Below are 26,075 nucleotides of genomic sequence, written 5' to 3'. Positions count from 1 at the left end.
ACGGCTGGTTTCCGGATGCGACAATCTATGGTTTCGAAATGGTGGACGCGGCGGATCCTGCGCATCCGGCGCGCGTCGGGCGCCATCAATCGAAAATTTACGGCGAATCAATTCAGGCGAATTTTCCGCGATTTTTCGGCGGATTTACTTCAATGCAGATACTTCCGATTTATCGACCGATGCTAACCCTCAAGGCCAATAGCGGCATCGACCGCGCAAGAAGCAAGACAAGACAGACGACCGGGATCGCGCCATGTTCTTCCTGCTGCGTTTGGCATTCTGGCTCGGGCTTGTGCTCGTGCTGCTGCCGAGAGGCAAAACACCCGAAGCGGACAAGACGCCGCCGATCAGCGCGTCGGATGCGGTGTCGGCCGCGACCGCGACGATCAACGACATGGGTCAGTTCTGCAAGCGCCAGCCGTCCGCCTGCGAGGTCGGCGGCCAGGCCGCGACCGCGATCGGCCAGCGCGCGACCGACGGGGCGCGCAAGCTCTACCAGATCATCACCGACAAGAAGCCGCCGGACCACACCGGCTCGATCGGCAAGGACGATACCGATTCAGCCACCGCGATCCGCGACACGCTGACCGCGGACGACCAGTCGATCGAATTCCGCCTGCCGCCGACGCCGTAAGGGGAAAACCAAAGCGCCGTCAGGCGAGGCGGGCACCGGTTCGCGTTGAAGAAAACCCGTCAAAACAACCGGGAACCGGTTCCATTTTCATCGCTTTCGCGGCCCGCCTTCCTATATAAGCCGTCAAGGACAGGACGCGGGCCACGATGACGACGATCGACGAAATCAGGGACAATTTTGCGCTGCTGGACGAGTGGGACGACCGTTACCGCTATGTCATCGAGCTCGGCCGCACGCTCGAACCGTTGTCGGAGGCGGGGCACTCGGCCGAAAACAAGGTGCAGGGCTGCGTCAGCCAGGTCTGGCTGTCGAAGCGGATCGAGCGCGGTGCCAACGGCGAACCGCGCCTGATCTATATCGGCGATAGCGACGCCCACATCGTGCGCGGCCTGGTCGCGATCGTGCTAACGCTGTTTTCCGGGCACACGCCCAAGGAAATCCTCGGCACCGACGCGCTCGCGCTGTTCGACGAATTCGGCTTCCGCGACCATCTGACGCCGCAGCGCTCCAACGGCCTGCGCTCGATGGTCGACCGCATCCGCAACGATGCGCGCGAGGCGCTGGCGTCCGCCGCGTAATCTTCTATTTCCGCTTCCGCGCCTGCTGGCCGAGGCCCATCTTCTTGGCGAGCTGCGAGCGCGCCACCGCATAGTTCGGCGCCACCATCGGATAGTCGGCCGGCAGGCCCCATTTGTCGCGATACTGCTCCGGGGTCATGTTGTACTGGGTGCGCAGATGGCGCTTCAGCGACTTGAAGCGCTTGCCGTCCTCGAGGCACACCAGATATTCGGGCGTGATCGACTTCTTCATCGACACCGCGGGCTTGGCCGGCTCGTTCGGCGTGTCGCTGCGTCCGCTCGACACCCGCAGCAAGGCGGAGTGGACCTGGCTGATCAGGTTCGGAATGTCCGAGGCCGGCGTCGGATTGTTGCTGAGATAGGCCGAAACGATGTTGGCGGTCAGCTCGACCGGCGTTTTGCCTGACGTATCGGACATGGCTCAATCTTCCCCGTGCTATCGACAGCCCGGCGCCCACCGGACAGTATCCATGCGCAGCAATACATTAATGGAATCGCGTACTACTTTGCGAATATGCACGAATTACAGCAAATCTGACAACAACGGCCGCGTTTCCGGCTTCGGGCCGGCCGCGCGCAAGTATTGGCCCGGATCTTAAGGCCGCTGCTCCAGGTGCGACCTGAGCTCGTCGATCGAGGCAAATCGCATCATGCCCTCCGGCATCTGCGCCTCGATCGATCCGTCCGAATAGAGCGAATAGGCCATGCCGTCGACGACGCCGGATTTGAGCACGGTCACCGGCGGCTGCTCCTGGGGCGGCGGCGGATGGCCCGATGCCGGCGAGGCTGCGGCGGCCGACTGGGCCTCGCCGAAGGTCGATGGCGTCCGGGGCCCGCGCCGGGGGGCGACGTCGACCGACCGCGGCCGGTCGGCCTTCGGCCAGGCATCGTCGAAGGTTGCCGGCGCCGGTTCGGCCGAACCGCCCGGATTCGGGCGCAGTTCCGGCGACAACAGATCGGGCGTGAGCGGCTCGGCGGCACGCGACTGGCTCCGTTCGCGCTCCTTGCGCGAGGATGAGAACAGCAGATTGCGCCGCTTGGGCGGTGCCGCGCCATCCGCGGGCGCGGCCGCCGGCACCTCGCCTGATGCGCCGCGCGAGGCGATTTCATCGTGCCAGGGCGGCGGCGCCGTCGGCGCGGATGGCGGGGACGCGGGAGCCAGCGGCGGAGGCGCCGACACCTTCGGCTCAGGCGGCGGGAACACCGGATCGTCGGGAGTGCCGCGCGGGGAAGTTGCAGACGACGACCCGGACCGCAGACCCACGGCAACGACAGCATCGAGCCGGTCGCCCATGGCCTGGAGTTCGCGAAGGATGGCGGCAAGGGCCACAACAATCACGCCGGTACATGCGCCGGTCACGCCTGTTGCGATCAACGTGCCGCCGACGCTGAATTCCTTGTTTGGAATTCCGAGGCCGATCGCCGCCAAGCCCGCCACGACCAGGCCCGCGCCGACGACCAACAGACCAACCTTCATCGAACTAACCCCCGGGAGACCCGACCGAAAATCGGCGCGAGCCACCAACGCCACGATACCGTCATATTGCTCACACCGCCAACCGCCAATTGTAGACAGAGTTCCCTAAAATCCCGCTTAACCGGGCGCGATGCGCTGCTTCACCGCGGCTGCAGCGGCTGTCCGGCAGCCAGCTCCCGTAGATCTACTGGCTACGAATTGCTGCCAATTTATTGCAACGCATCTGGGAAATTACGCCACAATTACCAATTACTTGGAAACGGAACTGCGCTATGGATGCCGGGGAATGAGGCCCTAAAGCGCCAATCTGGGCCACAGGCACGCCGGTATCACTAGCTATGTCATCGATTACGACGTCTGCCCTCGAGGCGCCTGCGCGGCGCTCGGTGGAGAAGACCTGCGACGATCTCGCTGTCCTCGTCCTCGGCGTGGTCGCCGTGGTCGCCGGCTTGACGTTCCGCGATTACGGTCTGGGCTGGGACGATTACACCCACGCTGAATATGCCGACCTCCTGCTGCGCATGTACGGGTCCGGGTTCAAGGACACCGGCGCGCTGTCGTTTGCCAATCTGTATATGTACGGCGGCGGCTTCGACATGGCCGCGGCCCTGCTGCACAAGATCATTCCGCTCGAACTGTTCGAGACGCGCCGCCTGCTCGGCGCGATCGTCGGCGTTATCGGCCTTGCGGTAACCTGGCGCCTGGCGCGCCGCGTCGGCGGCCCGCTGGCAGGACTGGCGGCGCTGCTGCTGCTGGCGCTGTGCCCGACCTTCTACGGCCACATGTTCATGAATCCGAAGGATGCGCCGTTCGCCGTGGCGATGGTGGTCCTGATCATGGGCCTCGTGCGCCTGATCGAGGAATATCCGGCGCCCTCGCCGCGCACCATCCTGATCGTCGGCCTGGGGGCCGGCCTGTCGATCGGCTGCCGCGTGCTTGGCGGGCTCGCATTGATCTACGCCGTGGTCGGCTTCGTCCCGCTCCTGATCGAGGAGTTCCGCAAGCAGGGCCCGCGTGAGGCGCCCCACCGCTTTGCCCATGTCGTCTATGTGCTGCTGCCGGGACTTGTGCTGGGCTATCTCGTGATGGGCCTGATCTGGCCATGGTCGATCATGGAGCCCGGACATCCGCTCGAAGCGGTGACCTATTTCTCGCACTTCTTCGAGAAACCCTGGAAGGAGATGTTCGACGGCGCGCTGGTGTCGGTGCCGGACATGCCATGGTCCTATCTGCCCACTCTGTTCGCGCTGCAGCTTCCCGAAGTGCTGCTGGTGCTGCTGGCCGCCGCCGTCGTCATCACCTTGATGTCGCTGTCGCGCTACGACGTCACCGCAAAGCGCAAGTCGATCATGCTGATGCTGACGCTGGCGGCGACGCTGCCGCTGGTCATCGCGATGGTGAAGCGGCCGGCGCTCTATAACGGCATTCGTCACTTCATCTTCGTGATTCCGCCGATGACGGTGCTGGCCGGCGTCGCATTCGCGCGCGGCATGGACTGGCTCGGCGAGAACCGCCGCGCCTGGCAGCCCGCGGCGCTCGCCGTGTTCGCGTTCGGCCTCTTGCTGCCGCTCAGCGAAATGATCCGCCTGCATCCGTATCAGTACACGCACTTCAACCACATCGCCGGCACGGTGCGGACCGCGGACAACTTCTTCATGCTGGACTATTGGGGCCTGGCGCTGAAGCAGGCATCCGACGGGCTGCGCGAGCAACTGGCGGAGCGCCAGGAAGTGCCGCCGCAGAACCGCAAGTGGAAGGTCGCGGTGTGCGGACCGCAGCGCCCCGCGCAGGTCGCGCTCGGCCCCGACTTCACGATCGGCTGGGACAGCAATGCTGCCGATTTCGCGATGACGCTCGGCGAATTCTACTGCAAGGGCCTGGCCGCGCCTGTGATGGTCGAGATCAAGCGCGACGACGTCGTGTTCGCCCGCGTCTACGACATCCGCGGCCGCAGCATCTCGAGCCTGCTGGCGATCCCGGCGCCGTAACGCATCACGCTGCCCACTGACGATCGCCGTTCGGAGCGTGGGCCGCATGCCGACATGACTGTCACGCCGTTACCCTGCCTTGCTGTGGTCCGGCGGCGGCGCTACGCTTGGACCAAGCAATAACGCCATCAATGGAGCAATCGGCCATGTCGCCAGCGGAAGCGCGCCTGAAGGAAGTGCCGTCGGATATGAGTGCGGCGGAATGGGAGCAGCGGATCAATCTCGCCGCCTGCTACCGGCTGGTCGCGCTCTATGGCTGGGACGATCTGGTCGATACCCACATTTCCGCCCGCGTCCCCGGACCCGAGCACCACTTCCTGATCAACCCCTACGGGCTGATGTTCGACGAGATCACCGCATCGAGCCTGGTCAAGGTCGACCTCGACGGCAACCAGCTCTCGAAGAGCGACTACAGCATCAACCCGGCCGGCTTCACCATCCATTCCGCGATCCACGAGGTGCGTGAGGACGCCGGCTGCGTGCTCCATCTGCACACCGTCGACGGCACCGCGGTGTCGAGCGGCCCCGAGGGCCTGCTGCCGCTGAACCAGACCGCGCAGCTCGTCACCCACGACCTCGCCTATCACGACTATGAAGGCATCGCGCTCGATCATGACGAGCGTCCGCGCCTGCAGCGCGATCTCGGCAGCAAGAACCATATGCTGCTGCGCAATCACGGCACCCTGACGGTCGGCCGCTCGGTCGCGTCCGCGTTCGAGCGGATGTACCATCTGGAGCGCGCCTGCTCGATGCAGGTGGCGACCCGCGCGCTCGGACCGATCGCCTATCCGGTCGACCCGCACGCGATCGACAAGAACACCGAGCTGCTCTCCAACCCGGATCGCGCCGAGCTGCGCTCGACCCAGCTGGTCTGGCCGCCGCTGCTGCGCAAGCTCGACCGGGTCAATCCCGGCTATCGTGATTGAAATTTCACAATATTCGGCTAGGCTAACGGCCAACACCCTCTGCACTATCAGAAACAAAACGCCGCCCAATTCCGGGCGGCGTTTTTACGTCCGGGGGCCTGGCGGAGACCCGTAGGATGGGTAGAGCGCAGCGAAACCCATCGCGCCTCAGCATCAAGACCGCTCACCGAACGCCCCATCCGCTCTCTCCCCATCGCCAGCCCAATCCTCTGGGTAGACTCCGAGCTTGACCATGCGATGAAACGACGAATACGGCCAGTCGTTCACCCGCTTCACGAGGCCGTGCTTGAGCGGATTGATGTGCACGTAGTCGATGTGACGAGAGAGGTCATCTTCATCCCGGATCGTGTGCTCCCAGTATCGTCGCTGCCAGATGCCGCGTTCCGATCTGGCCGCTCGGCTACCCGAAATGAGTTCGCCGGCCGGGAAGCTTCGTGAAAATGCCGATTTGATCTGCCGCCAGCGCGTCGCAAAGTCAGCATCACCTTCCGGCAAGCTCCAAACTGCATGGAGGTGATCGGGCAGAATGACAATCGCCTCGGTCGTGAAAGGATGCCGTTCGCGCGTTTCACGGAAGGCGGCGCGCAGTTGATCGATGTGGTCTGTCAGCAGTCGCAGGCGCCGGTCCTCTAGATTGACCGTGAAGAAGAAACTGCCTCCAGCAATGAAATTGCGGCGATAGGTGACCATGACTGATCGCAATGAAGAAGCGATGGGTTTCGCTTCGCTCTACCCATCCTACATCCGAATCAAAACGCCGCCCAATTCCGGGCGGCGTTTTTACGTGCAGTGCGCCTGGCGCTATTTGGCGTCGGCGAATGCCGCCAGGATCCGCGCCCAGGAGCGGATGCCCTTGTGGTAGCTCTTGAGGTCGTACTTCTCGTTCGGCGAATGGATGTTGTCGTCGTCGAGCCCGAAGCCGATCAGCACACTGTCGAGGCCGAGCGTGTGCTTGAAATCGGCGACGATCGGGATCGAGGCGCCGGAGCCGATCAAGAGCGCCTCTTTGCCCCATTCGTCGGTCAGCGCGCGGCGCGCGGCTGCCAGCGGCTTCATGTTCCAGTCGAGCGCGATCGCCGGCGCGCTGGAATGGTCGGTGAACTCGGCCTTGCAGTCGGCCGGCAGGCGCGCCTTCACATAGTCGCGGAACGCCTTTCGGATCTTCTCGGGATCCTGTCCCTCGACCAGGCGGAACGAGACCTTCGCTGACGCCTCGGCCGCGATCACCGTCTTGGAGCCCTCGCCGGTATAGCCGCCGACGATGCCGTTGATGTCGCAGGTCGGGCGCGAGGAGACCTGCTCGATCAGGAGCCGGTCCTTTTCGCCGGCGGGCACCGAGAGGCCGATCGGCTTGAGGAAGCTCTCCGGCGTCAGATTGAGCTGCTTCCACTGGGCCAGAATATCCGGCGGCAAATCCTTCACGCCGTCATAGAAACCGGGGATGGTAATGTGGCCGTTCTCGTCATGCAGGCCGCCGAGGATCCGCGTCAGCACGCGGATCGGGTTCTGCGCGCCGCCGCCGAACACGCCGGAATGCAGGTCGCGATTGGCGGCCTTGATCTTGACCTCGTCATAGACCAGGCCGCGCAGCGATGTGGTGATCGCCGGCGTATTCGGATCCCACATGCCGGTGTCGCAGACCAGCGCGAAGTCGGCCTTGAGGTCGTCCTTGTTCGCCTCGAGGAACGGCACGAAATTCTTCGATCCGATCTCCTCTTCACCCTCGATGACGATGGTGATGTCGACCGGCAGCGATCCCGTCACCGTCTTCCAGGCACGGCACGCCTCGACGAAGGTCATCAACTGTCCCTTGTCGTCCTCGGCGCCGCGCGCGACGATGATCTTGCGCCCGTCGGCATGGTCGGTCACCGCGGGCTCGAATGGCGGACGGTGCCAGAGATTCAACGGATCGACCGGCTGCACGTCGTAGTGGCCGTAGAACAGCACGTGCGGGCGTCCGTCGCTCGCGCCGTTCAGCTTGCCGACCACGGCCGGATGGCCGGCGGTCGGCCGCACTTCGGTCTTGAAGCCGAGGGTTGCGATATCCTCGGCGAGATGATCGGCAGCCGCCTTGCAGTCATCAGCGAAGGCCGGATCGGCCGAGATCGATTTGATCCGCAGCAGCGTGAACAGCCGCTCGAGACTGTTGTCGAAATCGGCGTCGATGCGGTCGAGGACGGGCTGCAGCTTGGCGTTGGACATCGCGGATATCCTTTTTGTTGGACGTTGCGCCAGGTTGTAGCGCGCCGGCCGCGGGAGGCAAAGCCGGTCTCCCGCTTCGGCCGACCGGCGCGATGCTATCTGCGCAGCAATCCACCGAGAGCGCCGCGCACCAGCGCCCGGCCGATCGAGCCGCCAACCGAACCGCCGAGCGATTTGCCGAGATCGGCGGCCACGCCACCGATCACCTTGTCGGTCACCGAGCGCGTGACGCTGCGCGCGATCACCTGCCCGGTCGACATGCGGCCGCGTTTGACGTTGGTGCCGAAGATCGTGGACGCGATCGAACCGATCTGGCCGAGGATGCCGCCACCCTCGCCGCCAGCGCTGCCGTCCGCTGGCGCCGCCGTTCCGGCGAGCCGCTTCTGGATGATCTCGTAGGCGGATTCGGCATCGACCGCGGTGTCGTATTTGCCCTTCACCGGGCTCGCATCCATGATCACCTTGCGCTCCTCCGGCGTGATCGGCCCGATCCGCGCCGACGGCGGGCGCACCATGACGCGCTCGACCATCGATGGCGTGCCGCCGCCCTCGAGGAACGACACCAGCGCCTCGCCCTTGCCGAGCTCCATTATCACCCGCGCGGTGTCGAGCTTCGGATTGGGCCGGAAGGTCTGCGCGGCCGCGGCAACCGCCTTCTGGTCGCGCGGCGTGAAGGCGCGCAGCGCGTGCTGCACGCGGTTGCCGAGCTGCGCCAGCACCTTGTCCGGCACGTCGATCGGATTCTGGGTGACGAAATAGACGCCGACGCCCTTGGAGCGGATCAGCCGCACCACCTGCTCGATCTTGTCCATCAGCGCCTTCGGCGCGTCGTTGAACAACAGATGCGCCTCGTCAAAGAAGAACACCAGCTTCGGCTTCGGCAGGTCGCCGGCCTCCGGCAATTCCTCGAACAATTCCGAAAGCATCCAGAGCAGGAAGGTGGCGTAAAGCCGCGGGCTCTGCATCAGCTTGTCGGCGACCAGGATATTGACCATGCCGCGGCCGTCGCGGTCGGTGCGCATGAAATCCTTCAGCGTCAGCGCCGGCTCGCCGAAGAACTTCGCCCCGCCCTGGTTCTCGAGCACCAGAAGCTGACGCTGGATCGTTCCGACGGTCGCCTTGGACACATTGCCGTAGCCTTGTGCGGCCTTGCGGATCGGCGCCAGCGAATCTTCCTCGTCGTCGGCAGCCTTCTTGCTGCCGTCCGGGGCGATCGCATCCAGCAGCGCCCGCAGGTCCTTCATGTCGATCAGCGTGAGGCCGTTCTCGTCGGCGACCCGGAAGGCGACATTGAGCACGCCCTCCTGCACGTCGTTCAGATCGAGCATCCGCGAGAGCAACAGCGGTCCCATCTCGGTGACGGTGGCGCGCACCGGATGGCCCTGCTCGCCGAACACGTCCCAGAACACGGTCGAGAACTGATCCGGCTGGAAGGTCAGGCCCATCTCCTTGGCGCGCTTCAGGATGAAGTCCTTGGCCTCGCCGACTTCGGAGATACCGGAAAGATCGCCCTTGATGTCGGCTGCGAAAACCGGAACGCCGGCGCGCGCAAATCCTTCAGCCATGACCTGTAGCGAGACGGTCTTGCCGGTTCCCGTCGCACCGGTCACAAGGCCGTGGCGGTTGGCCAGCGCAAGTGTCAGCCAGGCTGTTTCCTCGCCCTTGCCGATAAAGATTTTCTCATCGGTGTCGGCCAACTTGGTGTCGGACGTCGCCATCGCTTCGCCTCTTAACGCGATTTTAAATCGGCTCGATCCATTCGAACCGATGACATCATATTGCATCTTGCAGGTCGATTGAAACCATCGGCGCGCACTGATGTATATTGTCGCTCCACCAGTTCCTCATACTTTATTCCCGGCCAAGTGACGAAAGGCATTGCGCATTGCGACAAGATGGTGTGAATCCGCCGCTCACTCTTGCAGAGGTGCAACACTCCCGACGCGATCGAAAAAGAAAACGAACTGAAATGCGCGGATCGCTTGTATTTCGTGACACAGGCGCTCAAGATAAATCTTCAAGAATGATCCGGCAAAAACCGGTTGAGGCGGGGCAATATGGACGAATTGGTTGGGCAGCTGGCCGCGAAGGCCGGCATCGACGGTGCTGTCGCTGAAAAAACCATTGGCATCGTTCTGGGTTTCCTCCGTAACGAGGGACCTTCCGACAAAGTCCAGGCTCTGATCGACCAAATCCCCGGCGCCGAAGCGGCAATCGCCGCCTCCAACAACAGCGGTGGTCTATCGCGGTTGATGGGTGGCGGTCTGATGGCTGTCGGCACCCGGCTGATGGCGCTTGGATTGAGCATGAGTGAGATTCAGAACGTCGCGCGTGAACTTTTCAGGTTCGGCCGCGACAAAATCGGAGCGGATCAAATGGGCGAGATCATCTCGGGGACGCCGGGCCTCAGCCAGTTTGCCTGAAGCATTTTCCCAAACGCCTTTGCACGTGCGCTCCCTTCTACCTGCATACGAGTATCATGACATACCCCCTCTCCGAGATCGAAGGCCTGTCCGCCTATTGCGCCACCAAACTGAAATCGCAGGGTATCCGCACGACCGACGCACTGCTTGAAGCCGCCCGCACCGTCAAGGGACGCAAGGCGCTCGCCGCCAAGACCGGGATCAGCGAACAACAATTGCTCGAATGGGCCAACATCTCCGACTACATGCGGATTCCCGGCATGGGCAAGGCGAAGGTCGGCCTGGTCCGCGCCGCCGGCGTCACCACCGTGCGCGAGCTCGCGCACCGCAATCCGTCGCGGCTCGCGCAGAGCATGAAGGACGCCAATGTGCGGCGTAAGCTCGTCCGCGTGATGCCGTCGGAGAAGTCGGTCGAGCTGCTGATCGAAGAGGCACGCAAGCTGCCTCCCAAAATCACCTATTAGCCTGTCTTAACGGCATTCGGCCGCCGGCCGCGTCACCCGTCATTGCCACACCTTGACTTGCCGCTGCGGTCAGCGCAAAGCCACCGCATGATGGCGAGCAAGCCCATAGCATCGGCGGTGACCGGCCCGGCCGTATCGGCGGTGCTGCCGGCGCTGTTGTCGCGGCCTTATCCGGCGGTGATGGGCATCCTGAACGTGACGCCGGACTCGTTCTCCGACGGCGGTCAGTTCGCTGCACCCGAGCAGGCGCTGGCGCAGGCCCGCAAGCTGGTCGCCGAGGGCGCCGATATCGTCGACATCGGCGCGGAATCGACCCGCCCCTACGGCTCGCAGCCGGTCACCGCCGAAGCCGAGATGGCGCGGCTGAAGCCGGTGCTGGCCGACGTGATCGCGCTTGGCGTGCCGGTCTCGATCGACAGCATGAAATCGGAGGTCGTGGCCTGGGCGCTCGACCAGGGCGCTGTCATCGCCAATGACGTCTGGGGTCTGCAGCGCGATGCCGGCATGGCGCCGCTCGTCGCCGCACGCGGCGTGCCCGTGATCATCATGCACAATCGCGAGCAGGCCGATCCGGCGATCGACATCATGCAGGACATCGCCGCCTTCTTCGAGCGCTCGCTCGCGATCGCCGCGAGCGCCGGCATTTCGCCCGACCGGATCGTGCTCGATCCCGGCATCGGCTTCGGCAAAACCCCGGAGCAGAGCATGATCGCGCTGGCGCGGCTCTCCGAGCTCGACGCGTTCCGGCTGCCGCTGCTGGTCGGCGCCTCGCGCAAGCGCTTCATCAGCACGGTCGTGCCGTCGGAACCGCACGAGCGGATCGGCGGCTCGATCGCGGCGCATCTGATCGCCGCGCAGAATGGCGCCCGCATCATCCGCGCGCATGACGTCGCCGAAACCGTTCAGGCGCTGCGCGTGGCCGCGGCAATCGAGGGACAGCAATGACCGATACGATCTTCATCACCGGGATCGTCATCCATGCCCGTCATGGCGTGATGGAACATGAGACCGAAGTCGGGCAGCGCTTCGTCATCGATCTCGAGCTCTATACCGACCTCTCGGAATCCTCACGCACCGACCGCCTCTCCGACACGGTCTCCTATTCCAACGTGGTGGCGACCGCCACATCTGCATTCAAGAACACCAACTACAAGCTGCTGGAGCGCGCCGCCGGCGCGGTGGCCGAGGACATCCTGGCGAGCTTCCCGCGCATCCGGGCGGTCAAGGTCACGGTGCACAAGCCGCACGCGCCGATCGCCGCGATCTTCGACGATGTCGGGGTGGTGCTCACCCGCTCGCGCCATCAACCGCCTCAGGGTTGAACGCAGATGGCTGACGTCCTGATCGCCCTCGGCGGCAATGTCGGCGACGTCCGCACCACGTTTCGCAAGGCGATCGCCAATATCTGCGGCATGACCCAGGCCGCACTTATCGCACGCTCGTCGGATTATTCGACGCCGCCCTGGGGCGAGCAGCAGCAGGACAGCTTCATCAACGCCTGCATCGAGATCGAGACCAGTCTCGATCCGCACGCGCTGCTGTTCACGCTGCACAAGATCGAAGCCAAATTCGGCCGCGACCGCGCCAATGAGCAGCGCTGGGGGCCGCGCACGCTCGATCTCGACCTGATCGCCTATGACGACGTCACACTGAACAAGCCGGAACTGACGCTGCCGCACCCGCGCCTGTTCGAACGCGCCTTCGTGCTGGTGCCGCTCGCCGAGATCGTTCCCGACCGCGTTATCGCCGGGCGCCGCATCGCCGATGCGCTGGCCAAGGTCTCCGCCGACGGTATTTTCCGTCTAGCGGACCTCGATTAAAGCCAAACCACCGCAAACAACCGTTTGGCTTGGCCGCCTGCCCGTGGCAATTTCCGGCCAAATCAAGGGGCTCCTCGCGGAGCCGGTGAAGGGCGATTTGGGCGGATGACGACCTCGACTGACGATTTGGCTCTGGCTTCGGATTTTCGACCTGCGACCTATGACGACTGGCGCAAGCTGGTCGACGGCGTGCTGAAGGGCGCCCCGTTCGAGAAGCTGGTCGGCAAGACCTATGACGGCCTGAAGATCGATCCGATCTACCGCCGCGCCACCAACTCAAGCCCGCTTGCCGGCCGCACCGCGGCTGCGCCCTGGCAGATCCTGCAACGGGTCGATCATCCCGATGCCGCACAGGCCAATGCGCAAGCGCTGCAGGATCTCGAGAACGGCGCGACCGGCCTCGAATTCGAGTTCGCCGGTGGTCCCGGCGCGCGCGGCTTCGGCCTTGCCGATGCCAGCAAGAAGACGCTGGCGCGCGCCTGCGGCGGCGTCCATCTCGATGCCGGCATCATGATCGCGCTCAACCCGGTGATCGGCCGCGAGAACGCCGGCGAGACCTTTGCCGACATGGTCGAGGCCCGCAAGCTCGACCCCGCCAAGCTCGACCTGCATTTCAATTACCAGGCGCTCAGCACCATGGCCGTGCGCGGTGCCGCGGCCATCGCCTGGCCCAACTACGAAAAGTCGTTCGGCCAGGTCGTCAATGGCCTGATCAAGCGCGGCTTCAAGGGGCCGTTCGTGCTGGCCGACGGCCGGCCGGTCCATGATGCCGGCGGCTCCGAGGTGCAGGAACTCGCTTTCACGCTGGCACTGGGCCTCGCCTATCTGCGCATGCTGGAAGGCGCCGGCATCGATCTCGATGCGGCGCGTGCGGGCATCTCGTTCCGCCTCAGCGCCGATGCCGACCAGTTCCTGACCATGGCGAAATTCCGCGCGTTGCGGCTGCTCTGGGCACGGGTCGAGCAGGCCTGCGGCCTCACGCCGAAGCCGATCTTCGTCAACGCGCAAACCGCCTGGCGCATGCTGACCCAGCGCGATCCCAATGTGAACATGCTGCGCGCGACGATCGCAACCTTTGCGGCCGGGCTCGGCGGCGCCAATGCGATCACGGTGCTGCCTCACACGCTGGCGCTCGGCCTGCCTGACGACTTCGCCCGGCGCGTGGCGCGCAACACCCAACTCGTGCTGCTCGATGAGTCTAACCTCGCCAAGGTCTCCGATCCCGCGGCCGGCGCCGGCGGCATCGAGACGCTGACCTCGCAGCTCTGCGAGGCGGCATGGACGCTGTTCCAGGAGATCGAGAAGGCCGGCGGCATCTTCGCCGCGCTCGAGCAGGGGCTGCTCCAAAACAAGGTCGCCGCGACGCGATTGCTGCGCGAGACAAATGTGGCGAAGCGCCGCGACGTGCTGACCGGCGCCAGCGAATTTGCGGATCTGCGCGAGGCCGCCCCCGCGGTGCTGGATGTGAAACCATCAGCGCCGGCGTCCCCCGCCGACGCCAAGGTGAAGTTCGATGCCCTCGCACCGATGCGGCTCGCCGAACCGTTCGAGGCGCTGCGCGACAAGTCGGATGCCGCGCTCAAGGCGCATGGCGCACGGCCGAAGATCTTCCTGGCCAATCTCGGTACCGCCGCGGACTTCACGGCACGCGCGACCTTTGCCAAGAGCTTCTTCGAAACCGGCGGGATCGAGGCCGTCGACAGCGAGGGTCTTGCCGACGCGGCGGCGCTGGCCGCGGCCTTCAAGGCCTCGGGCGCCACGATGGCGTGCATTTGTTCCTCGGATAAGGTCTATGCCGTCAGCGCCGCTGAGGCCGCCAGGGCCCTTCAAGGCGCCGGAGCAAGGCATATCTATCTGGCAGGGCGGCCCGGCGACCAGGAAGCGGCGCTGCGGGCGGCCGGCATCGGCGAGTTCGTCTTCGCCGGCGGTGATGCGCTGGCGACATTGCGCGAGGCCTATCGGCGGATGGAGCAGACATGAGCGCAGAGGCACCATCGACACCCGTTCTGACCGGCGGCTGCCAATGCGGCGCCGTCCGATTTGCCGTCTCGGCGGCACCGACGCGGATCAGCATCTGCCACTGCCGGATGTGCCAGAAGGCGTCCGGCGCGCCATTTGCCTCCTTCGCCGACATCGATCGCAACGACTTCAGATGGACCCGCGGCAAGCCCGCCGCGTTCAGGTCCTCCTCGATCGCCGAGCGCGACTTCTGCGCGGCCTGTGGAACGCCCCTGAGCTTCCGCCGTATCGACGGGCCGCGGATCGAGATCATGACGGGCTCATTCGACCGGCCCGACCGGGTGATACCGACGCAGCAATTCGGGACCGAGTCCCGCCACGGCTGGGTGGTCGGCATTGCCAACCTGCCGAGCCAGACCACGATGCAGAATTACGGACCGGACAAGATGGCGACCATCGTCAGCCATCAGCATCCAGATCATGATTGAGAGCTTTGGACCATGTGGCAGTTCCTGACGACTGCGTTCTTTTCACCGGATGTCGTCGCGTTGCTTGCGGCCCGGGCGTTCGAAGGTGCGTCGCGTAATGCAGAAAGCACTTCGGGCGAGCCGCGCAAAACCGGTTTCGAAGATCCCGTCTACAAGAAGAATCTACAGCGATTGATCGAACGCAATCGCCAGCTTGAGGAAGCCCAGGAATGACCCGCATTCCCAATTTCGCCGATGTCGCCTTCCAGCCCGTGGCCAGTATGGCCCCGGCCGCGAGCGCCGAGCCGTGGCTGACGCCCGAGGGCATCCCGGTGAAATCCGTCTACGGCGAGGCCGACCTCGAGGGCATCGACTTCCTCGAGACCTGGCCGGGCATCGCGCCCTATCTGCGCGGCCCCTACCCGACCATGTATGTCAACCAGCCTTGGACCATCCGGCAATATGCCGGCTTCTCCACGGCAGAGGACTCCAACGCGTTCTATCGCCGCAACCTCGCAGCCGGACAGAAGGGCCTGTCGGTCGCCTTCGACCTCGCCACCCACCGCGGCTATGACTCGGATCATCCGCGCGTCTCCGGCGACGTCGGCATGGCCGGCGTCGCGATCGATTCCATCTACGACATGCGTACGCTGTTCGCCGGCATCCCGCTCGACCAGATGAGCGTGTCGATGACCATGAACGGCGCGGTGCTGCCGATCCTCGCGCTGTTCGTCGCCGCTGCCGAGGAACAGGGCGTGCCACCGGAGAAACTGTCGGGCACCATTCAGAACGACATTCTGAAAGAGTTCATGGTGCGCAACACCTACATCTATCCGCCGGCGCCCTCGATGCGGATCATCTCCGACATCTTCGCCTACACCTCGCAGCGGATGCCGAAATACAATTCCATTTCCATTTCCGGCTACCACATGCAGGAAGCCGGCGCGACGCAGGACCTCGAGCTCGCCTATACGCTGGCCGACGGCGTCGAATATCTGCGCGCCGGGCTTGCCGCGGGCCTCGACGTCGACCGCTTTGCGCCGCGGCTGTCGTTCTTCTGGGCGATCGGCATGAACTTCTTCATGGAAGTCGCCAAGATGCGCGCCGCACGGCTGCTCTGGGCCAAGCTGCTCAAGCAGTTCAACCCCAAGGATCCGCGCTCGCTGTCGCTGCGCACGCATTGCCAGACCTCGGGCTGGTCGCTGACCGCGCAGGACGTGTTCAACAACGTGATGCGCACCACGATCGAGGCGATGGCGGCAACGCAAGGCCACACCCAGTCGCTGCACACCAACGCGCTCGACGAGGCCCTGGCGCTGCCGACCGATTTCTCCGCGCGCATCGCCCGCAACACGCAGCTGTTCCTGCAGCAGGAGAGCGGCACCAACCGCATCATCGATCCCTGGGGCGGCTCCTATTATGTCGAGCGGCTGACCCGCGATCTCGCGCAGAAGGCCTGGGGTCACATCCAGGAGGTCGAGGCGCTCGGCGGCATGGCCAAGGCGATCGAGGCCGGCGTGCCGAAGCTGCGGATCGAGGAAGCCTCCGCCAAGACCCAGGCGCGGATCGATGCCGGCCGCCAGGCGGTGATCGGCGTCAACAAGTTCAAGCCGGAGAACGAGAAGCCGATCGACGTGTTGAAGGTGGAGAATTCCACCGTGCGGCGGCTGCAGATCGACAAGCTGGCGCGACTCAAGAAGGAGCGCAACCAGAAGGACGTCGATGCGGCGCTGGCCGCGCTCACCCGCTCGGCGGGCGAAGGCAACGGCAATCTGCTGGCGCTCGCGATCGATGCCGCGCGCGCCAAAGCCACCGTCGGCGAGATTTCGGACGCCATGGAAAAGGTGTTCGGCCGCCACCGCGCCGAGATCAAGTCCATCACCGGCGTCTACAAGCGAGAGGCAGCGGCGATGTCCAACAAGGTCGAAAAGGTGCAGGCGCTGATCGATGCGTTCGAGGAGGCCGAAGGCCGCCGCCCGCGTATCCTCGTCGCCAAGATCGGCCAGGACGGTCATGACCGCGGCCAGAAGGTGATCGCATCGGCCTTCGCCGATGTCGGCTTCGACGTCGATATCGGACCGCTGTTCGCGACCGCCGACGAAGCTGCGCGGCAAGCGGTCGAGAACGACGTCCACATTCTCGGCGTCTCCTCGCTTGCCGCGGCGCATCTCACTGCGGTGCCGGAATTGAAGGCGGCGCTGAAGAAGCACGGCCGCGATGACATCATGATCATTATCGGCGGCGTGGTGCCGCCCCAGGACTACGACGCGCTGTATGCGGCCGGCGCCGAGGCGATCTTCCCGCCGGGCACGGTGATCTCCGATGCCGCCGAGGAGTTGATCCACAAGCTCAACGCCCGGCTCGGCCATAGCGCGGCGGCGGAGTAGCGCTGCCGCTTCCCCGTCACAAGGCTCGTCATGCCCGGGCTTGTCCCGGGCATCCACATCTTTGGTTCTATCTGAAGAAAGACGTGGATGGCCGGGTCAAGCCCGGCCATGACGACGCGGAATTGGTGGCCCCGCCAGCGATATACGCGATTGCCCTGCCCTCTGAAGGAGTTTTCCATGCGCGCCGCTCGCTCGATAACGCCTGTCCGCATCATGGGTCTTGCCGGCGTGCTCGCTTGCCTCTGCCTTCCCGCGCGCGCTGCCGATCCGAAACCCGACGCCGCGATCAAGAATGCGAGCATCGAGGCCAACGTGTATCTCGACGACAAGATCAAGGCAGATAGCGCGCTGGCGGCGGATTGCCTCGGCGAAGGCAGGAAGTGGATCGACAAGAATGCCGCCAAGGCTGCGGCCGCGCGGAAGGATGAGCCTGAGCTCTTCAGGGACCGCGGCGGCTACTCGTTCGAACGCAAATACTCCGAGCGTTCCGTCGTCGACGACCGCTATGTGAGCGTGCTGCGCGACGACTACATGGACACCCACGGTGCGCATCCGAACTCCGACGTCAATACCATCCTGTGGGATGCGACGGCGAACAAGCGCATCAGCATCCGTCCCTTCTTCACCGAGACCGCAGACAACGGCCCGACCTTGACGGCGATGCGCAAGGCCGTCGTCAGCGCGCTGAACGCCGAGAAGAAGCGGCGCGGCGCCGGCGAGACGGCGACCTCCGAATGGTACAAGGAGTTGAAGCCGACCCTGCTCAAGATCGGCGCCGCGACGCTGGCGCCGTCGACCGTATCAGGCAAGAGCTCCGGCCTTACCTTCCACTACCCGCCCTACGCCGTCGGCCCCTATGCCGAAGGCCAGTATGTCGTCTTCGTGCCGTGGGAGACGCTGAAGCCGTATCTGACGCCGGAGGGCGCCAGGATTTTTGCCGGTGGGCGGCCGAAGGGCGATATGGACGATCAGCAATAGGCGTCATCAACAAGCCGCGCCGGTCCGATCCGCGTTCCCCTCGCCTGCCATGGCCAGCCGTTGTAAAGCAAGACCATGATCGCATCGAAGCCTGCCGCTCCCGACATCCGCGCCCTCGCCAAGGACCTCCGTGCCGGCCACCGCGCCGCGCTGGCGCGGGCGATCACGCTGGTCGAGAGCCGGCGCAGCGACCACCAGGCGGCGGCGCGCGAGCTGGTACAGGCGCTATTGCCTGACACCGGCAAGGCAGTACGGGTCGGCATCACCGGCTCGCCCGGCGTCGGCAAGTCGACCACGATCGATGCGCTCGGCATGTTCCTGATCGAGCGCGGCCACAAGGTCGCAGTGCTGGCGGTCGATCCGTCCTCGGCGCGCACCGGCGGCTCGATCCTCGGCGACAAGACGCGGATGGCGCGGCTCGCCGTCTCCGACCAGGCCTTCATCCGCCCCTCGCCCTCCTCGGGCACGCTCGGCGGCGTCGCGGCGAAGACCCGCGAGGCGATGCTGCTGTGCGAGGCCGCCCGCTTCGATGTGGTGCTGGTCGAGACCGTCGGCATCGGCCAGTCCGAGACCGCGGTCTGCGACATGACCGACTTCTTCCTGGCGCTGATGCTGCCGGGCGCCGGCGACGAACTGCAGGGCATCAAGAAGGGCCTTGTCGAGCTCGCCGACATGATCGCGATCAACAAGGCCGACGGCGACAACCTCAAGCGCGCCAACCTGGCCGCCGCCGACTATCGCAGCGCGCTGCACATCCTGGCGCCGCGCTCCGAGCATTGGCATCCGCCGGTGGAGACCTATTCGGCTCTGACCGGCGCCGGGCTCGACCGGCTATGGCAGAAGATCCTTGACCACCGCACCGCGATGAACGCCTCGGGCGAGTTCGCCGGCCGCCGCAAGGAGCAGCAGGTGAAGTGGATGTGGTCGATGCTGGAGAGCCGGATGATGGCGCGGCTGCGCAGCGATGCCGCGATCCGCGCGAGGGTCAAGAAGATGGAGGCCGAGGTCGCCGGCGGCCGCATCTCGCCCGCCGTCGCCGCCGAGCAGATCGCGGAGATGCTGCATTGAGCGGCAGGCTGCGCATCCTCGTCACCGGCTTCGGGCCGTTTCCGGGCGCGCCGTTCAACCCGACCATGCCATTGGTGAAGCGGCTGACCGCCCTGCGCCGCCCAGCCTTCGACGACATCGCGCTGTCGAGCCACATCTTCGACGTCACCTACGCGGCCGTCGATCGCGAATTGCCGGAGCTGATCGCACAACATCGCCCGCAGGCGCTGTTGATGTTCGGCCTCGCCGGCCGCACCAACTATCTGCGGATCGAAAGCCGCGCCCGCAACGCGGTGACCACCCGCTTCCCCGACGCCGGCCGCCAGCATGCGCGCAAGGGATCGATCGAGGGCGGCGCCGATGCGCGCATGTTCGGGCCTCAGGCTGAAAAACTACTGCGCGCCGCGCTGGCGACCGGGATCGACGCGCGAGCCTCGCGCGACGCCGGCAGCTATCTCTGCAACTACCTGAGCTGGCGGGCGATCGAGGCCGTGAACGGCGACAATGATCTGCGCCTCGCGCAGTTCATTCACGTTCCGCCGCTCGCCCATGACGGAACGGCTGCGCCCGGCAAATCGTCCATCACGCTGGAAGCGCTCGTCGATGCCGGCGAAGCGATGCTGATGGAGCTGGTGAAACTGACCCGGCAGGCCTCGCGCGCGTGAGCGCGCGGATTGGGCGGTGCAAGTACACGCCCTAGTTGGCATCCTCCAACTCACGCGTACGCAAGCTCAACCGTAGACCCCAGCAAATGCTAAAATTGGATCGAATGACGACGTCTGCGACGGCCATTCAGTGTCGTCCCGGCGAAGGCCGGGACCCATAACCACGCAAGATCATTGTGGAGCGTCGCCGCAATGACGAGTCCCGTTCACAACACAAGCCGCGGCGTATGGGTCCCGGCCCCCGTGCGCAAGTGCGCACTAGGCCGGGACGACGCCCGGGAAGGAGCCGTGGGCCCTCATTCTCCCCGGTGTCAGGCCCGCGCATGCGCGCGTGATGACATCGAGGAACGACTGTTTGACAACGTAAATCGGTTGCACCCGCGATTAACCCTACCGCCAACAATCGCCCCGCTGCGTCGGCGTGTTCACCATGCCGCGCCGCATTTCGCGCTACCACTCGACCCGCGAACGTCACCGCTCGCGAATGTTGCGAGGGCCTTGCCCATGGACGTCAACCGCCGCCATCTGATCGGAGCAACCGCCGCCGGCGCAGCCGGCGTGCTTGCGATGTCGTCTGACGCTGCGCGTGCCGCCGCGCCATCGACCGGCTCGCTCGGCCGCGACGTCACGCAATATGGCGTGCGCCCCGGCAGCCCCGACGACCAGACCCGCAATCTGCAGCGCGCGATCGACGACGCCGCGCGGGCGCAGGTGCCGCTCGCCTTCCCGCCCGGCGTCTACCGCACCGGCCTGTTGCGGCTTGCGCCCGGCAGCCAGCTGATCGGCGTCCGCGGCGCCAGCCGGCTGGTGTTCAACGGCGGCGCCTCGATGCTGGAAGGCGAAGGCGCCGGCGGCATCGTCCTGATGGGCCTCACCTTCGACGGCGGCAATGTCCCGCTGCCGAACCGGCGCGGCCTCGTGCATTGCCTGTCTGGCCGCGACATCCGCATCACCGATTGCCGCTTCACCGGCAGCGGCGGCAACGGCATCTGGTTCGAGCAAATGTCGGGCGACGTCAGCAACAATGTCTTCACCGAGATCGCGACCACGGCGCTGGTGTCGTTCGACGCGATCGGCCTGATGGTGTCGCGCAACACCATCAAGGGCACCAACGACAACGGCATCGAGATCCTGCGCACCGCGATCGGCGACGACGGCTCGATCGTCGCCGACAACCGCATCGAGGACATCAAGGCCGGCCCCGGCGGCTCCGGGCAGTACGGCAACGCCATCAACGCCTTCCGCGCCGGCAACGTGATCGTGCGCGGCAACCGCATCAAGAATTGCGACTTCTCGGCGGTGCGCGGCAATTCGGCCTCCAACATCCACATCACCGACAACAGCGTCAGCAATGTCCGCGAGGTTGCGCTCTACTCGGAATTCTCGTTCGAGGCCGCGGTGATCGCCAACAACACCGTCGACGGCGCCGCGATCGGCGTCTCCGTGTGCAATTTCAACGAGGGCGGCCGCATCGCGGTGGTCCAGGGCAACATCATCCGCAACCTGCTGCCGAAGCGCCCTGCAGGCACCGATCCGAACGACGGCGCCGGCATCGGCATCTATGTCGAGGCCGATAGCACCGTGACCGGCAATGTGATCGAGAACGCGCCGACCTTCGGCATCGTCGCCGGCTGGGGCAAGTACCTGCGCGACGTCGCGATATCAGGCAACGTGGTCCGCAATGCCTTCGTCGGTATCGGCGTCTCGGTGGTGCCGGGCGCCGGCACCGCGCTGATCAACAACAACATGATCTCGGAAACTCCCGGCGGCGCCGTAGTCGGGCTCGACCACGCCCGCCCGATCACGCCGGATCTGTCGGCCGGCGGCGCCCAGCAATATGCGCAGCTTGTGGTCGGCGCGAACGCGGTGCGGCGCTAGCGCGTGATCCGGACAAGCGCGAAGCGGTTTTCCCTCGCGACAAACGCGGAACGCGTTTGCACGGAGATCATGCTCAAAAAATAAGCGAGAGCGGTCGCCTACAGCGCGTTGCGCAGCAGCGGATAGCGCCGCTGGATGGTGTCGAGATCGAGCACCGGCGGCCGCACCGCCGGAGGGGGCATCTCCAGCGGCGGCGCGTCGGCCACGGTGAGCGGCTGCTCCAGCACTTCCGTTGCCGTCTCCAGCGCGGCCGCGACCGCGGTCATGGCGGCCTCCGCCAATGTCGCGGCCTCCGACCGTCGCTCCGGCACTGGCGAGATATCGCGCGGCGGCAGTTTCGAGCTGCCGCGGCCGAGCCAGGACAGATCGATCGGCGAATTGTCGAGCGAGGCTTCGCGCGACAGCAATTCGCGCCAGATGTCGACCGCGGCGCGGGCTTCCCTGATGTTCTCGAGAAAGGCCTGCTCGCTGTGATAGCGGCGCCAGCGCCCGGTGTCGAACAGTTCGGTAAGGTGCTCCAGCCTTTGCTCGGCAAGGTTGCACCAGCGTGCAACGATCTCCTGGCCTCTGGCCACGTCGGTCCGATGTGTCATTCAAGTTGCCTGCAGGAAAAGAAACGGACGCAGACGCAACCGAACCGAATCAACTGGACGTGACGCCGATATTCTGTGGAAAAGGTAAATAAAGTCTAACTAAATTCTTAATCGCAAACCGGCGATCGAAGAAGTCCGCTCTACTACGGAGTGTCTCGCTCGAACTGCCGTCAAGTCATCGACTGCCATGGTGGGCGAAGCGCACCGCTGCCGGGCAACGCACAGCGGAATGATCCACAGCAAACCGTCGCAGCCGTCGCGCGTATGGCCATCCCGCCGCGATCGGTCGGCGGCATCGCCGCCGCGCACGTTCAAGCCCGTCATGCAAGGGTGCCCCCAAAATGAAAGACCCGTCCGGGGGGACAACCGGACGGGTCAAAGCCATATGGGCGCTTGGGGTGGATGGGCGCTCGCGCCTGATATAGCCGGGGAGGGATAAACCGCTCCCACACACATAAGTCGTGAGAGGAAGGCGGACGTTCAAATCGCCGACGATTTTTTTAACCTTCTCGCGCCGCGGTTCCATCGCACCGTTGCCGGCGTTCGGCGTCGAAAATCACTGCGCAGCACGACGATTTGCGGCGGAATCGTCCGATGCGATCGACGGCGCGGGTTCATTCGACGTGCGGCTCACGGAAGTGTTATTGCCGTCGGCCTGCTCTGCAGGCTGCGACGGTTTGTCCGCGGCGGAAGCGACGGGAGCACTGGTCGCCGCCATCACCGCGGCAAGCGCATCCGCCTCTCCGGCGCCGAACAGATCGTCACGTCCAGGCGTCCCGAGATCGCGCGCCGTGCTGGTCAGGATCCGTCGCACCTCGACGGGCTTCAATGCCGGATTGCGTTCCAGCACCAAGGCCACGATGCCGCTGACGAACGCGGCCGAAAACGAGGTGCCCGACATCAGCTGGTACTTGCCGTCAGGCACCGGCACGAGGAGGTCGGCGCCCGGGGCCGCCAACGCGATATGGCTGCCGCGGTTCGAGGCCGCCATCAGCCGGTCGCCGGCATCGGTGCCACTCACCGCGATCACATCGGGATTGGCTGCCGGGTACAGCGGCGGCGATATCGCGCCGGCATTGCCGGCCGCGGCGACCAACACGACGTCCCTCGCCGCAGCGGCGGCCACGGCACGCCCGACAAGTGCATCCTGCGGTCCGGCAAAGCTCATGTTCACGATCTGCGCGCCATGCGCCACCGCGTAGTCGAGACTCCTGAGGATCACATAGGAGGTGCTCCCGGCGCCGCCCGCGACCGCACCGAAGGCGCGGATCGCCAGGATCCGCACTTCCGGCGCGCTCCCCGTCAGCCTGACGCGCGCCGCGATCGCGCCGGCAATGGCGGTGCCGTGGGCTTGCGGGCTATCCTTGCTGCCGAGCGCATCGAACGTATCCGCGACCGTGTTCGCCAGCTCCGGATGGAAGGCATCGACACCGGAGTCGATGACGGCAATGGTGACATTCATTCCGCGCGCCAGTTTGTGGGCCGCGGGCAGATGGAGCTGTGTCTGGGCATATTGCGCCGGATCGCTGCCCCCCGACGCCTTCTGGTCCTGCAGCGCGTAACGGTAGTTCGGCTGCACGGAGCGGACGCCGGCATCGCCTGCGAACTCGCGGCTCGCCGTTTCGGCCGAACGATTGCCCAAGATGCGGAACAGGCCGATCGTCGCACCCAACAGCGCGACATTCTGCGAGGCGATCCGCCTCAACCCATGGCGGCGCGCGAGCGCATCGGCCTCCGCCTCCGTCAAGGCGCCGTCGATTTCGGCCACGAGCTCATTCGGCACGGTTCGCCTGCTCGACGCATCCTGCGTACGCAAACTGCCGCCACTGCCGGCCTTGCCTTCCCGCGCTGCGCCCTTGCCGGCAGCCGGCTGGTCGGAGCATTGGCCGCGATCGCCGTCATCGCAATTGGCGGAGAGACGCGGCGCGGGGCGCACAGGCGGCGGCGACACGCGCGATCGCGGCCCATCGTCGGTCCACGACGTGGCCGGGCCGCGGTCCACCGACGGCGGCATGCGGCCAACCGTGCCGCCGAACCCGCCGACGGGATTGCCACCAACACGGCCCATACCGGGATTGGCCCGCTGCCCAAGCGAGACCTGTGGCGCGCTACCGGCCGGCGATCGCATGAAATTCTGGGCGGAGGCAGAGCCGGCAACACAGACCAGCAACAATGCTGCGGCCGCGGCGATCGCGTGGTTCGTCGATCTGGTCCGGCCGTTGGCGGCCATGGTGACCTCAACTCGGCGCAGAACCGTCAGCCGCCGATTACGGCGTTTCGACCGCGAGGCTGACGATCTTCTCCTTCTGCAAGCGCGCAATCAGCGCAGCGACGCTGCCCTTGTCCATTGCGCGGAACTGCAACCGGAACATCCCGCCCTTCCCGTCGAGGATCGAGGCCTGGTAATTGTCGAGCAGCGACGTGATGTCGGCGATCCTGGCATCGGGCGTGAAGCGCACCAACAGCCGGGTCGGCGTCGCCGCCACGCTGGCACCGAGGTCGCGGGTGATCGGCGCACTGGGTGCAACGGCGCTCGGCGCGCTGCGTTGTTCGACCGCATCAAGCGAGGCGGTCTCGAACAAAGCCGGCTGGCTGCGCATCAGCACCGTGCCGATCACGCCTGCCTGCAACAACACCACGACCGCGCCGAGGCCGGACGACCAGGCCAGCGTCCGCGGCGATAATTTCGAAAAGAACTCCGAGACGGAGGCCGACATGCGTGCCCCCATCGACGGCTTATGCTCCGGTTCGGCATCGATCGCGGCGAACAGCTTATGCATGGCGCGTGCCGAGGGCGCACCGAGGCTCTCGTTGAGGCCGATGGTTTCGGCATATTCCTCGCGGATGACGGCATATTGCCGGGCGAGTTCCGGATCGCTCGCGAGCGCGTCCTCGACGCGGCGCGTGTCACGCGCGTTCAGCGTGCCGGCCGCGTGCCAGGGCAGCAGCATCTCGATATCGTCAGGCTCTTGCACCTTTTTTCTCGCAGCCATCATGGCCAACCTCGCTCGACACCGGCTGCCTTCAGCAACTCGGCAAGTTTCTTGCGCGCATAGAACAGGCGCGTCTTCACGGTATTCTCCGGAATCCCCACGATCTCAGCGACATCTTCCACGGATTTCTCGTGATAGTAGACAAGATCGACAATTTCCCGATGTTCCGCCGATAGTCCCGTCAGGCACCTACGCAGCGTGTCACCGGTGTCCTTCTTCTGCACTACCGTTTCCGGATCGTCGGACGTGTCCTCGATCGCGTTCGCGGCCTCATCGTCCAATTCGGCGTCCTTCCTTCGCCGCAGCGAAGACAACGCCTTGAACCGGGTAATCGCCAGAAGCCAGGTCGAAACGGCGGATCGTCCCTCAAACTTGCCCGCCTGACGCCACACGTCCAGGAAGACCTCGCTGATGAGATCTTCCGCCACCTGTTCGTCCCGCACGAGCCGAAGCCCGAAGCGGTACACCCTGACATGGTGCCGCCCGTACAGCACCTGCATGGCAAGCCGGTCGCCTTGAGCGATCCGAGCGATCAGAACGTCGTCTGAAGCCGCCTGTGTCGCGCTCAATGGCCGTCTCGCAAAGTTGGTCTGAAG

The 26,075-nt window shown here is 65.2% G+C and carries 26 protein-coding genes; 17 read left to right on the top strand and 9 right to left on the bottom strand.

Annotation, left to right across the window (positions count from 1 at the left end; genetic code table 11):
- Window positions 1-253: 253 nt before the first annotated feature.
- Window positions 254-634: a DUF5330 domain-containing protein gene (locus ACE10X_RS15555; RefSeq protein ID WP_038387185.1), complete on the top strand. Its 381-nt coding sequence runs from the start codon at window positions 254-256 to the stop codon at window positions 632-634.
- Between the two features lie 146 nt (window positions 635-780).
- Complete coding sequence (locus ACE10X_RS15550; RefSeq protein ID WP_038387184.1) at window positions 781-1,212, top strand: SufE family protein; 432 nt, start codon at window positions 781-783, stop codon at window positions 1,210-1,212.
- A gap of 4 nt (window positions 1,213-1,216) precedes the next feature.
- Here ACE10X_RS15550 and ACE10X_RS15545 read toward each other — a convergent pair whose 3' ends face one another.
- Both ACE10X_RS15545 and ACE10X_RS15540 read right to left on the bottom strand, forming a co-directional pair.
- On the bottom strand, window positions 1,217-1,630 hold the full coding sequence (locus ACE10X_RS15545) for a MucR family transcriptional regulator (protein ID WP_038387183.1): 414 nt from the start codon (window positions 1,628-1,630) through the stop codon (window positions 1,217-1,219).
- A 177-nt stretch (window positions 1,631-1,807) separates the two neighbouring features.
- A complete protein-coding gene (locus tag ACE10X_RS15540; RefSeq protein WP_038387182.1) occupies window positions 1,808-2,689 on the bottom strand; it encodes a hypothetical protein in 882 nt (293 codons plus the stop codon).
- A 338-nt stretch (window positions 2,690-3,027) separates the two neighbouring features.
- Between ACE10X_RS15540 and ACE10X_RS15535 the strand changes: the two genes are divergently transcribed.
- Window positions 3,028-4,677 (top strand): glycosyltransferase family 39 protein, encoded by a 1,650-nt coding sequence (locus ACE10X_RS15535; protein ID WP_038387181.1) that lies wholly within the window; start codon window positions 3,028-3,030, stop codon window positions 4,675-4,677.
- Between the two features lie 146 nt (window positions 4,678-4,823).
- Entirely contained in the window at window positions 4,824-5,603 is a 780-nt protein-coding gene (locus ACE10X_RS15530) for a class II aldolase/adducin family protein (protein WP_028345351.1), read from the top strand.
- Between the two features lie 153 nt (window positions 5,604-5,756).
- On the opposite strand, the gene ACE10X_RS15525 is transcribed toward ACE10X_RS15530, so the two are convergent.
- The 3 genes from ACE10X_RS15525 to ACE10X_RS15515 form a co-directional block, all read right to left on the bottom strand.
- On the bottom strand, window positions 5,757-6,293 hold the full coding sequence (locus ACE10X_RS15525; protein ID WP_038387180.1) for a transposase: 537 nt from the start codon (window positions 6,291-6,293) through the stop codon (window positions 5,757-5,759).
- Window positions 6,294-6,404: 111 nt separating this feature from the next.
- A complete protein-coding gene (locus ACE10X_RS15520) occupies window positions 6,405-7,805 on the bottom strand; it encodes a M20/M25/M40 family metallo-hydrolase (protein ID WP_375764292.1) in 1,401 nt (466 codons plus the stop codon).
- A gap of 95 nt (window positions 7,806-7,900) precedes the next feature.
- Window positions 7,901-9,523 carry a helicase HerA-like domain-containing protein gene (locus ACE10X_RS15515; protein WP_038387178.1) on the bottom strand — a complete coding sequence of 541 codons (1,623 nt, stop codon included), beginning with the start codon at window positions 9,521-9,523 and terminating at the stop codon, window positions 7,901-7,903.
- 339 nt (window positions 9,524-9,862) lie between these two features.
- On the opposite strand from ACE10X_RS15515, the gene ACE10X_RS15510 reads away from it, so the two are divergent.
- From ACE10X_RS15510 to ACE10X_RS15450, 13 genes are all read left to right on the top strand, one after another.
- On the top strand, window positions 9,863-10,228 hold the full coding sequence (locus tag ACE10X_RS15510) for a hypothetical protein (protein ID WP_016841849.1): 366 nt from the start codon (window positions 9,863-9,865) through the stop codon (window positions 10,226-10,228).
- Window positions 10,229-10,284: 56 nt separating this feature from the next.
- Entirely contained in the window at window positions 10,285-10,692 is a 408-nt protein-coding gene (locus tag ACE10X_RS15505) for a DUF4332 domain-containing protein (protein WP_018270650.1), read from the top strand.
- Window positions 10,693-10,779: 87 nt separating this feature from the next.
- A complete protein-coding gene (folP, locus tag ACE10X_RS15500; protein ID WP_304556527.1) occupies window positions 10,780-11,637 on the top strand; it encodes a dihydropteroate synthase in 858 nt (285 codons plus the stop codon).
- Window positions 11,634-12,014 carry a dihydroneopterin aldolase gene (folB, locus tag ACE10X_RS15495; protein ID WP_016842351.1) on the top strand — a complete coding sequence of 127 codons (381 nt, stop codon included), beginning with the start codon at window positions 11,634-11,636 and terminating at the stop codon, window positions 12,012-12,014. The genes folP and folB overlap by 4 nt, the downstream gene beginning before the upstream one ends.
- A 6-nt stretch (window positions 12,015-12,020) precedes the next feature.
- Window positions 12,021-12,512 carry a 2-amino-4-hydroxy-6-hydroxymethyldihydropteridine diphosphokinase gene (folK, locus tag ACE10X_RS15490; protein WP_038387177.1) on the top strand — a complete coding sequence of 164 codons (492 nt, stop codon included), beginning with the start codon at window positions 12,021-12,023 and terminating at the stop codon, window positions 12,510-12,512.
- A 105-nt stretch (window positions 12,513-12,617) separates the two neighbouring features.
- Window positions 12,618-14,492 carry a methylmalonyl-CoA mutase family protein gene (locus tag ACE10X_RS15485; protein WP_038387176.1) on the top strand — a complete coding sequence of 625 codons (1,875 nt, stop codon included), beginning with the start codon at window positions 12,618-12,620 and terminating at the stop codon, window positions 14,490-14,492.
- Window positions 14,489-14,959: a GFA family protein gene (locus ACE10X_RS15480; RefSeq protein WP_038387175.1), complete on the top strand. Its 471-nt coding sequence runs from the start codon at window positions 14,489-14,491 to the stop codon at window positions 14,957-14,959. Before ACE10X_RS15485 ends, ACE10X_RS15480 begins: the two co-directional genes overlap by 4 nt.
- Before the next feature lie 12 nt (window positions 14,960-14,971).
- Window positions 14,972-15,172 carry a hypothetical protein gene (locus ACE10X_RS15475; RefSeq protein WP_038387174.1) on the top strand — a complete coding sequence of 67 codons (201 nt, stop codon included), beginning with the start codon at window positions 14,972-14,974 and terminating at the stop codon, window positions 15,170-15,172.
- Window positions 15,169-17,325 (top strand): methylmalonyl-CoA mutase, encoded by a 2,157-nt coding sequence (gene scpA, locus ACE10X_RS15470; protein WP_038387173.1) that lies wholly within the window; start codon window positions 15,169-15,171, stop codon window positions 17,323-17,325. Before ACE10X_RS15475 ends, scpA begins: the two co-directional genes overlap by 4 nt.
- A gap of 213 nt (window positions 17,326-17,538) precedes the next feature.
- On the top strand, window positions 17,539-18,303 hold the full coding sequence (locus tag ACE10X_RS15465; RefSeq protein ID WP_038387192.1) for an RsiV family protein: 765 nt from the start codon (window positions 17,539-17,541) through the stop codon (window positions 18,301-18,303).
- Between the two features lie 75 nt (window positions 18,304-18,378).
- Window positions 18,379-19,371 carry a methylmalonyl Co-A mutase-associated GTPase MeaB gene (gene meaB / locus ACE10X_RS15460; RefSeq protein ID WP_038387172.1) on the top strand — a complete coding sequence of 331 codons (993 nt, stop codon included), beginning with the start codon at window positions 18,379-18,381 and terminating at the stop codon, window positions 19,369-19,371.
- Complete coding sequence (locus tag ACE10X_RS15455; protein ID WP_038387171.1) at window positions 19,368-20,015, top strand: pyroglutamyl-peptidase I; 648 nt, start codon at window positions 19,368-19,370, stop codon at window positions 20,013-20,015. Before meaB ends, ACE10X_RS15455 begins: the two co-directional genes overlap by 4 nt.
- Before the next feature lie 504 nt (window positions 20,016-20,519).
- Entirely contained in the window at window positions 20,520-21,893 is a 1,374-nt protein-coding gene (locus tag ACE10X_RS15450; protein ID WP_038387170.1) for a TIGR03808 family TAT-translocated repetitive protein, read from the top strand.
- Between the two features lie 98 nt (window positions 21,894-21,991).
- On the opposite strand, the gene ACE10X_RS15445 is transcribed toward ACE10X_RS15450, so the two are convergent.
- The 4 genes from ACE10X_RS15445 to ACE10X_RS15430 form a co-directional block, all read right to left on the bottom strand.
- Entirely contained in the window at window positions 21,992-22,486 is a 495-nt protein-coding gene (locus ACE10X_RS15445; protein WP_038387169.1) for a TIGR03809 family protein, read from the bottom strand.
- Between the two features lie 556 nt (window positions 22,487-23,042).
- Window positions 23,043-24,716: a S8 family serine peptidase gene (locus ACE10X_RS15440; RefSeq protein ID WP_375764291.1), complete on the bottom strand. Its 1,674-nt coding sequence runs from the start codon at window positions 24,714-24,716 to the stop codon at window positions 23,043-23,045.
- Window positions 24,717-24,753: 37 nt separating this feature from the next.
- A complete protein-coding gene (locus ACE10X_RS15435; RefSeq protein ID WP_038387167.1) occupies window positions 24,754-25,482 on the bottom strand; it encodes a hypothetical protein in 729 nt (242 codons plus the stop codon).
- Window positions 25,479-26,048 carry a sigma-70 family RNA polymerase sigma factor gene (locus ACE10X_RS15430; RefSeq protein WP_016843228.1) on the bottom strand — a complete coding sequence of 190 codons (570 nt, stop codon included), beginning with the start codon at window positions 26,046-26,048 and terminating at the stop codon, window positions 25,479-25,481. The genes ACE10X_RS15435 and ACE10X_RS15430 overlap by 4 nt, the downstream gene beginning before the upstream one ends.
- Between the last annotated feature and the right edge of the window lie 27 nt (window positions 26,049-26,075).

The sequence above is a fragment of the Bradyrhizobium sp. Pha-3 genome (genome assembly GCF_042258325.1).
GTDB lineage: Bacteria > Pseudomonadota > Alphaproteobacteria > Rhizobiales > Xanthobacteraceae > Bradyrhizobium > Bradyrhizobium elkanii.
Note: the sequence above shows the minus strand (reverse complement) of the source record. Positions and strands in the feature narration are given on the sequence as shown.